This is a genomic window from Pseudomonas baltica (assembly GCF_014235765.1).
Lineage (GTDB): Bacteria > Pseudomonadota > Gammaproteobacteria > Pseudomonadales > Pseudomonadaceae > Aquipseudomonas > Aquipseudomonas baltica.
Genome location: NZ_JACMYH010000005.1, coordinates 70,300 through 82,073, shown reverse-complemented (window position 1 = coordinate 82,073; position 11,774 = coordinate 70,300). Strand labels below are relative to the sequence as shown.

Sequence of the window (11,774 nt, the reverse complement as noted above, 5' to 3'; positions counted from 1 at the left end):
CGAAACAGGATGGGATAAACAAGGCAGTCAGTTGGAGAAAAGCGCTAACCACCTGTCACCGAACAGAGCGATGGCCAGGCCTGCGAGCATCACCATTGCCCCGGCCAACTTGACGAGAGACACCGGCCTTTCCAATGCCCCCATCAAGCCGAAGTGATCGATAACCAGTGACGAAATAATCTGCCCGGCGATAGCGAGGCCCAGCAGGGCTGACAGACCGATTTTTGGCGCAAGCACCACATAACTAAGCAACGCGCCGGCACCCAGCAGACCGCCCAGCAGGCTCCACCAGGGCTGGGCAGGTATAGCCGCCAGTGAGACCACTATCCCGCCGCGCATCAATGAAAAGATACTCAGGCATAACGCACCGGCAGTAAAAGAGAACAGCGCCGCCGCGACCGAATCTCCACCCACGCCTTTAGCGAGTTGGCCATTCAGCGTGGTCTGCAGGGTGATGCCAAGCCCTGCGCAGACGGCCAGCAGGTAGTAGGCTGCGTTCATCTCACGCCTCCTTACTTGGCTGACTCAAGCGGCAGGAATTTCTCGGCAAACATATCCGGCTGATAGCCTGCAGCAGCAAACAGATGCTCACGGGATTCGTCGATCGCCGCACGCAGCCTTTCGCTGTCCACGCCCAGCACCTTGCCGCTCTGCTTGACGATGCGCCCGCCAATAATGACGGTATCGACATTACTGCGTTCGGCCGCGTGTACAACGGTGCCGAATGCGTTGCCTGACGGGTAAAGGTTGATGTCCTGCGCGTTTATAAGGATCAGGTCGGCCTGTTTGCCGGGGGCCAGGCTGCCGACTTTGTCCTGCAATCCGGCACAGGTAGCGCCGTCGAGAGTGGCGGCTTTCAGTAGGCCATGAGCAGGTTGGGTCACCGGATGATGTTCTGCGCCGCAGCAGCGCTGCTGGTGCATGCCCATGACGCGCTGCAGGTAGAACGCCACCCGCATCTCCATGAACATGTCACCGCTGTAGGAGGTTTCGTTATCGACACTCAGCCCCGGACTGATGCCGTGACGCTGGGCCGACTGCATGGCGAACATTCCATCTTCAATGCCGTAGTGGGCATCTGAACGCGGGCATACGTTGACCCGCACGCCAGCCTCGCGAAGGATTTTCCAGCCGGCGTCCGGCAGCGAGGTGCAGTGGTTGAAGATGTTATCGGGGCGCAGCAGACCCTCGCGATGCAAACCCTCCAGCTCAGCTGCCATGTCCCCACCGAAAAATTCGGTAATGATCGGCAGCCCCAGACGCCGGGCTTCAGCCCACAGCTCAAGCTCCAGCTGCGCCATCACCGCCAGCGAGAGCAGTGGGTTGTCGCCGTTCTTGACGTATTTTTCCTGCAGGCGCTCCAGGTTGCCGGGCCAGTGGGCTTTGTCCCACTCGCCGGAAATTGGCGCACCGGACGCGTGTACAGAGCGGATACCAGCATCGAGCAATGCCTCGACTGCGGCGTCGGAATGCGCGCCGGTACGGCTGTTGTGCGAGTTATCGACCACGGTGGTGATGCCGGCATCGATGCAGCCCAATGCAGTCAGCAGGTTGCCGATATACATGTCAGCCGGGCGATAGTATTTAGCGAACGAGAAGTGCGTGGCGTTGCAGTAGTCTTCAAGGGTTTCGGCATTTGGATTGATTCGACGCAGTTGCCCTTCCCAGGAGTGACGGTGCGTATCGACCATGCCCGGCATGGCGATCATGCCGGATGCTTCGATAACAACAGCATCGCCTGCCTCGAGGTTTTCACCAATGGCCGTGATGGTGCTGCCTTCGATAAGGATATCGCCGCGCGCCAGATTGCCGATATCGCCATCCATGCTCAGCACAGTGGCGCCACGGATAAGTGTGCGGCCGGCCGGAGCGGCTGGGCCTTGCACGATGCTGCGGTTATATTCAGCCATTTTCTGTACACCTCTTCAAATTTCGTCGGAAGTAATGTACGCAAGGCGATACTGCGGGAAAAAGGTGGTAAAACTGTTTTAATTATCCAATTTCTACGAATAATAAGACCTTTCCCGATCACTGCTTTGAGGCTGCTAACAGTCATGGACCGTATTCAAGCGATGCAGGTTTTCGTCCGTGTGGCTGAAGCAGGAAGCTTTATCCAGGCGGCGCAGACGCTCTCTCTGCCGGCCTCGACAGTTACCAGCAGCGTTAAAAATCTTGAGAAGTACTTGCAGGTGCGCCTGCTGAACAGAACAACGCGGCGAGTCAGCCTGACGCCTGAGGGCGCTCAATATCTGGCGCAATGCAGGGAAATATTGGAGCTGATCGAACACACAGAGAACAGCCTGACGGATTCCGTAAAACGGCCACAGGGGCGTTTGCGTGTCGATATGTCGGGTGGCATTGCACACTTCATCGTCATGCCAAATCTGCAAGACTTTTACCGGCGCTACCCGGATATCTATCTGATGATAGGCGTCAATGACCGGCAGGTTGATCTGATTCAGGAGGGTGTCGATTGCGTCATTCGTACAGGCGAGCTCGATGACTCAACGCTCGTTGCGCGCCCACTCGGACGGTTTCGCTGGGTGACCTGTGCGTCTGCCGCCTATCTCGAAGAGAACGGTACTCCGCAAACCCCGCAAGATTTGTCTCACCATCGATCCATTCATTACTTCTCAGGCCGCGCAAGGCAAGCAGGTGAAATGCGCTTTGCCCGTGGCACTGAAAAGGTCTCAGTCCCGGTCAACGGCACAGCGGCCGTCAACGAGACTGGGCTCTACATCAAAATGTGCCTTGAAGGTTTTGGGTTGGTGCAGCTCGCCGAGAACGTGGTCAGCGAGCATCTGCGAGAAGGGCGGCTGGTCGAAGTGCTTGCTGACTGGCAGCCTGCATCGGTTCCTGTGCACCTGCTATACCCTCATCAGCGCTTTCTTTCGCCAGCCGTGAGTGCATTCGCTGACTGGATTGCCGGGCTTGTTCGCGACGATGATTCAGCATGTTCAAGTTGAACGTTGCGCCCGGCCAGCATGCCAGTGAATGCGCCGGCTACGGAGATTGCGGCTGTGATCAGCAGCGGTGCTGTCCAGCCACCGGTCCAGTCGTGCAGTTGGCCCAGCAGCAAGGGGCCTGCGGCTGCCATCAGGTAGCCGACGCACTGCACCATTCCTGAAAGTGCCGCCGTGTCACCGGCATTCTTTGTGCGCAAGCCGATGAAGGTCAGGCCGAGCATCATGCTGGCACCAGAGCCGAAGCCCAGGAACGCGGCCCACAACATGGCGTAGTCTGGCGCGTAAATGAGCCCGATCAGGGATGAGGCGGTTAACAGGCTGACGGTAGCGGCTGCCAGTTTCTGGTCTTTGAGACGGCGAAGCGTGGCCGCCAGAATCAAGCCGGGAATGGCCGTGGTCAGTTGAAGCGTGCCGTGTACCGTGCCTGCTTGCTCCGGGGATATGCCATGGTCCATCAGAATGGTCGGCAGCCAGCCGACGGCGACATAAAAAGGCATCGCGTTCAGCCCCATGAACAGTGTGACCTGCCATGCCAGCGGCGAACGCCAGACGGCCACGGTTGGCGCTTGTTTCGGACCGGACAGATTTACGTGTTCGTGTTTTTTCAACTGCGGCAGCCACACCACCAGCGCCAACAATGGGGCTGCGACCAACAAACTCAGGGCAATCGGCCATCCCCATGATTGGGTCAGCGGAACTATTACGGCTGAACCGACAGCGCCCGCTGCGCCCATCGTGATGGAATAAGCGCCGGTCATGGACGCCATTTTTGTCGAGAAGTCGCGTTTGATCAGGCCGGGCAGCAGCACGTTGGCCAGGGCGATCCCAGTGCCTATCAATATCGTACCGGCGTACAACGCCCACGCGCTGCCTGCGGAGCGGAGCAGTATGCCCGCTGAAATGACCAACAGTGCACCGAAAAGCGTGCGCTCGATGCCGAACCTGCGGGCGACCGATGCGCTGAGCGGGGAGAAGGCGGCAAAGGCAAGTAATGGCAGTGAAGTAAGCAGGCCTAGAGCTGAGGCGCTCAAGCCAAAAGCATTCTGGATCAGCGGCAAGACGGGCGCGATGCTGGTAAAGGGAACGCGCAGGTTCACGGCGATAAGCAGAATGCCTGCGACGAGCGCGATGGCATGCCACTTGTTTTTTGTATCTGACATATTCTTTATCTGTCCTCTTAAAAGAAGACAACTGTAGAGAACTTCAGAACTGTCTAATATAGATATCAAGACACCTGATACCTAAATTATGCCAAGCTCAAAAAATGTCGTTTCCTCGCCGGAAGATTTTGATTCAGACCTTTTCGCCCAGGCAGCGATTGCCCTCAATGTTGCGCCTGACCTCAATGATTCGGGTGCCCGCCCGCATGATCATCGCAAAGGCCAGCTGATCCTGTCTTTGCATGGCGCAGTGAGCTGTGAGGTGCAAAATGCACTATGGCTTGTCCCTCCCCAGCACGCCGTATGGATCCCGGGCGGCACGCCGCACAGTTGCCGAGTGACCGAAAACGCCCGGACCTGCTTTCTGTTCGTTGAGCCCGGTGCGGCAGCCATGCCTGAAGAATGCTGCACGGTTGCCATTACGCCCCTTGTTCGGGAGATGATCCTGCATCTCGCTGAACAGGAACCTGCTTACCATTCCGAGGGCAAGACAGCGCGGCTGGTTGCGGTGCTGCTTGAGCAGCTTTCCGATGCCCCACTGAAAGAGCTGCATTTGCCGATATCAGCCCACCCCAAGATCAAACAAATCGCGGATACGCTCTTTGCAGACCCTGGAGACAGAACCACTTTGCGCGAGTGGGCTACTCGACTTGCAACCAGCGAACGAACGCTGGCCAGGCTTGTAGAAAGTGCGACCGGGCTGAGCTTCGGACGCTGGCGCCAACAGTTGCATTTGATGATCGCACTGAGCCATTTGGCGGAGGGGGTATCCGTGCAGCGTGTGGCGGGCATTCTGGGATATGACTCTGTTAATGCCTTCATCACGATGTTCAAGAAAGCCCTGGGTAAACCGCCTACACAGTATTTTTCCTCGCTACTGTATGAAGGAGGCAGGGTTCAAGCGCAGGGATAATCTCGACCTGTGCAAGCTAGGCCGCATTGGCGAGTCGCCGGTGTGCGAAGGCCGTCGCTAATCCATCACCCAAAAGACACACGAAATGAACAATCTATAGAAGAACGGACTGTGTGGCGCCGCGTTGGCCCTGAAGGCAACAGCGCTGGGCGGTTGTGCCTCTTCGGCCGCGATCACCGGCGAGCCTGGGGTAAATATGGGCGACAGCTATCAGAAGGTGCTTGATGTGCAACGCGCTTGATAACTTCTAGCTCGAAATCTGCGCGTGAAGCTCTCCAAAACACACGCCAACACCATAGTGGAGACTGGTAAATACTTATTGCTGACACCTGCGCGACTAAGCGTTGTCGATACCATGTCGGCATTCCTTATCCATGACATGGTATCGATGTAGCTCCCTCACATACGTACGATGTGCGCCATTAAAAACGCCATTGATGACGTATCAAACATAACCATTCAATTTTATTTTTTTAAATAAAATCAAATAGTTATGATCCAGCCTTACTCCCACTCAATCGTAGCCGGCGGCTTGCTCGACACGTCGTAGGTCACCCGCGAAATCCCTTCGATCTCGTTGATGATGCGGCCGCTCACCGTTTCCAGCAGCTCGTACGGCAGGTGCGCCCAACGAGCGGTCATGAAGTCGATGGTTTCCACGGCGCGCAGGGCGACGACCCAGGCGTAGCGACGGCCGTCGCCGACGACGCCGACCGATTTGACCGGCTGGAACACCACGAACGCCTGGCTGACCTTGTGGTACCAGTCGGCCTTGCGCAGTTCTTCGATGAAGATGTGGTCGGCGCGACGCAGCAGGTCGGCGTATTCCTTCTTCACTTCACCCAGGATGCGCACGCCCAGGCCTGGGCCGGGGAATGGATGGCGGTAGACCATGTCGTACGGCAGGCCCAGTTCCAGGCCCAGACGGCGGACTTCGTCCTTGAACAGCTCACGCAGTGGCTCGACCAGCTTGAGGTTCATCTCCTCGGGCAGGCCGCCGACGTTGTGGTGGGACTTTATCACGTGGGCCTTGCCGCTCTTGGCACCGGCCGACTCGATCACGTCAGGGTAGATGGTGCCTTGGGCCAGGTACTTGATGTTGTCCAGCTTGCACGATTCGGCGTCGAACACGTCGATGAAGGTGCGGCCGATGATCTTGCGCTTCTTCTCCGGGTCGGCTTCGCCGGCCAGGTTGTCGAGGAACTGGTCTTCGGCGTTGGCGCGGATCACCTTGACGCCCATGTTCTCGGCGAACATGGCCATGACCTGCTCGCCTTCGTGCAGGCGCAGCAGGCCGTTGTCGACGAACACGCAGGTCAGCTGATCGCCGATGGCCTTGTGCAGCAGGGCCGCGACCACCGAGGAGTCGACGCCGCCGGACAGGCCCAGCAGCACGTTGTCGGTACCCACCTGGGCGCGGACCTGGGCGATGGCGTCTTCGGCGATCTTCGACGGGGTCCACAGTGCCTCGCAGCCGCAGATGTCGATGATGAAGCGCGAAAGAATGCGCTCGCCCTGCTTGGTGTGGGTCACTTCCGGGTGGAACTGCACGCCGTAGTAGTGGCGGTCGTCGTCGAACATGCCGGCGATCGGGCAGCTCGGGGTGCTGGCCAGCACATTGAAGCCCTGGGGAATCTCGGTGACCTTGTCGCCGTGGCTCATCCACACGTCCAGGCCGAACACGCCATCGGCGTCGATGTGGTCTTCGATGCCTTCCAGGATGCGGCTCTTGCCGACCACGTCGACGCGCGCGTAGCCGAACTCGCGCATATCGGAACCGGCCACCTTGCCGCCCAACTGCTCGGCCATGGTCTGCATGCCGTAGCAGATGCCGAATACCGGCACGCCCAGGTCGAACACCGCCTGCGGGCAGCGCGGGCTGTCGGCTTCGTGGACCGACTCGGGCCCGCCGGCGAGGATGACGCCGCGCGGGGCGAATTGGCGAATCGCTTCATCGTCCATGTCGAACGGGTGCAGCTCGCAGTACACGCCGATTTCGCGCACGCGGCGGGCGATCAGCTGGGTGTACTGGGAACCGAAATCGAGGATCAGGATACGGTGGGCGTGAATGTCGAGGGCCATGACTCATTCTCGTCAGATGTATTCGGAAACAACACGGGGCTGTAGTGAACAGCCCCGCTGGATTGAATTTCCGTCTGCCGCCGGGTGTGCACCGGGCGGCAGGCGGACTACCGGGGTCAGCCCACGCGGTAGTTGGGCGCTTCCTTGGTGATCTGCACGTCGTGGACGTGGGATTCAGCCATGCCGGCGCCGGTGATGCGGACGAACTCGGGCTTGGTGCGCATTTCCTGGATGTCGGCGCTGCCGGTGTAACCCATGGAAGAACGCAGGCCACCCATCAACTGATGGATGATCGCCGACAGGCCGCCCTTGTAGGCAACGCGGCCTTCGATACCCTCAGGCACGAGCTTCTCGGCACCGGCCGAGGAATCCTGGAAGTAGCGGTCCGAAGAGCCCTGGGCCTGGGACATGGCGCCCAGCGAGCCCATGCCGCGGTAGGCCTTGTAGGAGCGACCCTGGAACAGTTCGATTTCGCCTGGCGCCTCTTCGGTACCGGCGAACATCGAGCCCATCATCACGCAGTAGGCGCCAGCGACGATGGCCTTGGACAGGTCACCGGAGAAGCGGATGCCGCCGTCGGCGATCAACGGCACGCCGGTGCCTTCCAGGGCTGCGGCGACGTTGGCGATGGCGCTGATCTGCGGCACGCCGACACCGGCAACGATACGGGTGGTGCAGATGGAGCCCGGGCCGATACCGACCTTGACGGCATCGGCGCCCGCTTCGGCCAGGGCCTTGGCGGCTTCGCCAGTGGCGATGTTGCCGCCGATGACCTGCACGTCGGGGAAGTTCTGCTTGACCCAGCGCACACGGTCGATCACGCCTTTGGAGTGACCGTGGGCAGTATCGACCACGACCACGTCGACGCCGGCGGCGACCAGGGCGCTGACGCGCTCGCCGGTGTCCTTGCCGGTACCGACGGCCGCGCCGACGCGCAGACGACCTTGGTCATCCTTGCTCGCCAGCGGGTAGGCCTTGGCCTTCTCGATGTCCTTGACGGTCATCATGCCCTTGAGATGGAACTCGGCGTCGACGATCAGGACCTTTTCGATGCGGTGCTTGTGCAGCAGGTCGCGGACCAGGTCCTTGTCGGCCCCTTCGCGGACGGTGACCAGACGCTCTTTGGGCGTCATCACTTCGCGGACGGGGATTTCCAGGCGGTTTTCGAAGCGCACGTCGCGCGAGGTGACGATGCCCACCAGGTTGCCGTCGTGCAGCACCGGCACGCCGGAGATGTTGTGCAGCGAGGTCAGTTCGAACAGGTCGCGAACGGTGGCATCAGCTTCGATGGTGATCGGGTCCTTGACCACGCCGGCCTCGAACTTCTTGACCTTGCGCACTTCGGCAGCCTGCTGCTCGATGGTCATGTTCTTGTGGATGATCCCGATGCCGCCTTCCTGAGCCATGGCAATGGCGAGGCGGGCTTCGGTCACGGTGTCCATCGCCGCGGAGATCAGCGGGATGTTCAACTCGATGCCGCGGGTCAAACGGGTCTTGAGGCTGACTTCATTGGGCAGTACTTCGGAATAACCGGGCACTAGAAGAATGTCGTCGAAGGTCAGGGCTTCTTGGCTGATACGCAGCATGCGGGGGCTCCCGAGCGGGAAAATGGAAGCGCGCCATTATACCCACACATGCCCCTACAAGAAAGGCAAAGATGGCCTGGCGGTCAATTGTCCTGGAACTTTACCAGCACCTGCGCAATCGGCTGGTCGAGCCAATCGGCGAATTCGGCGATGAACTCCGCCTTGAAGGGGGTCTGGCCCCAATTATTGAAGATGAAACCCAGATTGGAGAAGGCGCAGGGCTGCAGGAACAGAAAACCATTGATGTCATCTTCATGGCCGCACAGCGGGCAAGTGAAGTTGTCGGTCAGGCCGGGCATCCATTCCTCGAGGCTGTCGAACAGCGCTTCACCCACTTCCTGACGGCATTCGGGGCAGCCGGCCTCGTGCAGAAAACCGTCCACGGGCGTGAAAATGCAGCGATCGGTGACCACTTCCAGCCCGTTGACCGTTTGTCCGTAGGGCAGCACCTCAGGGTTTTCGACGACCTGGCGCGCGCCCGGGCCGATGGCGTAGGCCATGCGGTTGCCGCTGCGGCCACAGGTGCTCAGCTGTTCTTCGACGATGTCCTTGCGTACCAGCCAGCGCAGGATTGCCCGCGCACGCGGCTCGTGCACCGGCAGGGTGGAGAGGCGCGGAACGAGAATGTTCTGAGTGTTCATGCAAGGGCCCGACAGTACGCAAAAGCGGCAGGATAGTCCCCTGCGCGTGCAGGTCAAGGGTTGAAATAGCGGTACAGCAACGCCAGGCCGCTGGCCAGCACCAGCCAGGTCACCAGCCGCACGAACGCTTCGCGGGACATGCGCAGGGTCAATCGTCGTCCGATCAGCAGGCCTGCTGCCATGGCCGGAAGCAGGCAGAGGGCAGTCAGCAGCAGCTGGGTGTCGGCGTAGACCCCGGCAATGATGAACAGGGTCAGGCGCACGATGGTGCTGCAACTGATCAGCGCGCTTTGCGTGGCGCGCACCTGCTGTTTGTCGTCCAGCCGCGCGCCCAGGTAGATCGCATAGAGAAACCCGCCGCTGCCGAACAAGGCCCCGAACAGCCCGCCGATGGTGCCCATCGGTACGGCCCACCAGGGCGACAACCGTGCGGGTCGCGCCGTGGTCAGCAGCATGTACAGGGCGTAGCCGGTGATGAACAGGCCCATCAGCAGCAACAGCAGGTCGGATTTCAGGTTGAGCAGAAAGACTACGCCCAGGGAGCAGCCCAGCGCCATGAACGGTAGCAACCGCCTGAGCTCCACGCCCACCACCGATTGCCGGGCAGGAAGCAGATTGCCGAAGGCAGCGATGAAATCGAGTACGACCAACAGCGGGATGAGCGTGGCCAGCGGCATGAAGTGGATGAGTACCGGGCCTGCAACCAGTGCCGTGCCGAAGCCGGCAATGCCGAAGACGATGTAGGCGGCGGCGATTGCCAGAAGCATGATGCTCCAGTCGATGAGTGCGTAGTCCATGCGCGGATTTCCTTTTTCCGGGCACTGTGGGGGAGTGGGATCGATGGCGTCAATACGGTTGGGGGTGGGTGGTGTGCCAGAGGGTTCGCGGTGTGGCCGGACGCGGCTTGCGCCGCTGCTACAGAGGAACGCCGTACCAACGGCACAAGCGATCTCCTGTAGCAGCGGCGCGAGCCGCGTCCGGGGTCGCTGCGGTCCATCTGGATGCCCCCACGCTTAATGGTGGACGCGCTCCGGGCACTGCTCCAGAATTTGCCCACGCTCACAGGAGAACCTCTGCATGCTGATGGTGATATCCCCCGCCAAGACCCTCGACTTCGATACCCCGCCGGTCATCCAGCGCCACACCCAGCCTGAATTTCTCGACCATTCCCAGGTGCTGATCAAACAACTGCGCGAGCTCAGCCCCGCGCAGATCGCCGAGCTCATGCATCTCTCCGACAAGCTGGCCGGCCTCAACGCGGCACGCTTCGGCAGCTGGACACCCGACTTCACGCCAGCCAACGCCAAGCAGGCGTTGCTCGCCTTCAAGGGCGACGTCTACACCGGACTGGACGCGACCACCTTGGACAAAGCGGGTTTCGACTACGCGCAGAAACATCTGCGCATGCTGTCGGGCCTCTATGGCCTGCTGCGGCCACTGGACCTGATGCAACCGTACCGACTGGAGATGGGCACCAAGCTGGTCAACGCGCGCGGCAAGGACCTCTATGCGTTCTGGGGCGAGCGCATCAGCCAATGGCTCAACCAGGCCTTGGCCGAACAAGGCGACGACGTGCTGTTCAACCTGGCGTCGAACGAGTATTTCTCGGCGGTCAAGCGCAAGGCTTTGCAGGCGCGCCTGATCACTGCCGACTTCAAGGACCTGAAGAATGGCCAGTACAAGATCATCAGCTTCTATGCCAAGAAAGCCCGCGGCATGATGGCGCGTTTCGTGATCGACGAAAAACTCCACGACCCCCTGCAGCTCAAGGACTTCGACCGCCAGGGCTATCGCTACAGCGCCGAGCAGTCACGGCCCGACCACCTGGTGTTTCTGCGCGATCACCCGGATGATTGACCTGGCGTGGGTGCGCCTGCCACTGACACGCCAACGTTCTGTACGATACCCCTCTCTTCCCAACCAAGGCTGGCAGTCATGTTAATCGGCATCTTTCTGGTCATCACCTGGATCGTCTTGCTGGTCCGCTACCCGTCCAAGGCGCTGCCGATCTCCGGTGCTGCCCTGTTCAGCCTGGCGTTGCTCTCGCTGTGGGTCATCTGGAGCGACACCCGCGAAGCCCACCGCCTGGCACGCCTGGAGATGCGCATCACCTACGATCCGCAGGGCTGTCCGGGCGACCGTCCGCTGCGCCTGAACCTGAACAACGGCAACAACGTACCGATGCAGGAACTGCAGTGGCAGATAGCTGCCTACGCGCCCGGCCAGACCGCCAACCTGGCCGAAAACCTCTACACCGCACCTCGCTACCGCGGCCCTGGTGAACTGCAGGCCGGTGCCGACTGGCAGGACTGCCTGCCACTGCCGCCACTGCGCCCCGGCTATCGCCCGCAGACCCTGGAATTCCGCGCCGAACGCTTGCAGGGCAGTTTTTCCCAATAAGCATCGGCAATGGCGAACGCTTGCGC

General features: G+C 60.4%; 11 protein-coding genes. 4 read left to right on the top strand and 7 right to left on the bottom strand.

Annotated elements, in window-relative coordinates; genetic code table 11:
* Positions 1–27: 27 nt before the first annotated feature.
* Complete coding sequence (locus H7993_RS16670; protein ID WP_124362181.1) at positions 28–501, bottom strand: DMT family transporter; 474 nt, start codon at positions 499–501, stop codon at positions 28–30.
* 11 nt (positions 502–512) lie between these two features.
* Complete coding sequence (locus H7993_RS16665; protein WP_185795043.1) at positions 513–1,910, bottom strand: amidohydrolase family protein; 1,398 nt, start codon at positions 1,908–1,910, stop codon at positions 513–515.
* Between the two features lie 144 nt (positions 1,911–2,054).
* Here H7993_RS16665 and H7993_RS16660 point away from each other — a divergent pair, with 144 nt between their 5' ends.
* The gene (locus H7993_RS16660) at positions 2,055–2,966 is read left to right on the top strand and encodes a LysR family transcriptional regulator (protein WP_073163746.1); all 912 of its coding nucleotides are present in this window, start codon (positions 2,055–2,057) and stop codon (positions 2,964–2,966) included.
* On the opposite strand, the gene H7993_RS16655 is transcribed toward H7993_RS16660, so the two are convergent.
* The gene (locus H7993_RS16655; RefSeq protein ID WP_185795042.1) at positions 2,879–4,126 is read right to left on the bottom strand and encodes an MFS transporter; all 1,248 of its coding nucleotides are present in this window, start codon (positions 4,124–4,126) and stop codon (positions 2,879–2,881) included. The two genes, H7993_RS16660 and H7993_RS16655, sit on opposite strands and share 88 nt — an antisense overlap.
* Positions 4,127–4,214: 88 nt before the next feature.
* On the opposite strand from H7993_RS16655, the gene H7993_RS16650 reads away from it, so the two are divergent.
* On the top strand, positions 4,215–5,039 hold the full coding sequence (locus H7993_RS16650; RefSeq protein ID WP_185795041.1) for an AraC family transcriptional regulator: 825 nt from the start codon (positions 4,215–4,217) through the stop codon (positions 5,037–5,039).
* A gap of 504 nt (positions 5,040–5,543) precedes the next feature.
* Here H7993_RS16650 and guaA read toward each other — a convergent pair.
* From guaA to H7993_RS16630, 4 genes are all read right to left on the bottom strand, one after another.
* Positions 5,544–7,121 (bottom strand): glutamine-hydrolyzing GMP synthase, encoded by a 1,578-nt coding sequence (gene guaA / locus H7993_RS16645; RefSeq protein ID WP_185795040.1) that lies wholly within the window; start codon positions 7,119–7,121, stop codon positions 5,544–5,546.
* Positions 7,122–7,237: 116 nt separating this feature from the next.
* Positions 7,238–8,707: an IMP dehydrogenase gene (gene guaB, locus H7993_RS16640; RefSeq protein WP_122475125.1), complete on the bottom strand. Its 1,470-nt coding sequence runs from the start codon at positions 8,705–8,707 to the stop codon at positions 7,238–7,240.
* 83 nt (positions 8,708–8,790) lie between these two features.
* On the bottom strand, positions 8,791–9,348 hold the full coding sequence (locus H7993_RS16635; protein ID WP_185795039.1) for a sugar ABC transporter ATPase: 558 nt from the start codon (positions 9,346–9,348) through the stop codon (positions 8,791–8,793).
* Positions 9,349–9,401: 53 nt separating this feature from the next.
* Positions 9,402–10,145: a sulfite exporter TauE/SafE family protein gene (locus H7993_RS16630; RefSeq protein ID WP_185795038.1), complete on the bottom strand. Its 744-nt coding sequence runs from the start codon at positions 10,143–10,145 to the stop codon at positions 9,402–9,404.
* 280 nt (positions 10,146–10,425) lie between these two features.
* Between H7993_RS16630 and yaaA the strand changes: the two genes are divergently transcribed.
* Both yaaA and H7993_RS16620 read left to right on the top strand, forming a co-directional pair.
* Positions 10,426–11,205: a peroxide stress protein YaaA gene (gene yaaA / locus H7993_RS16625; protein WP_185795037.1), complete on the top strand. Its 780-nt coding sequence runs from the start codon at positions 10,426–10,428 to the stop codon at positions 11,203–11,205.
* Between the two features lie 78 nt (positions 11,206–11,283).
* Complete coding sequence (locus H7993_RS16620; protein WP_122475130.1) at positions 11,284–11,748, top strand: multidrug transporter; 465 nt, start codon at positions 11,284–11,286, stop codon at positions 11,746–11,748.
* The last annotated feature ends 26 nt before the right edge of the window (positions 11,749–11,774 follow it).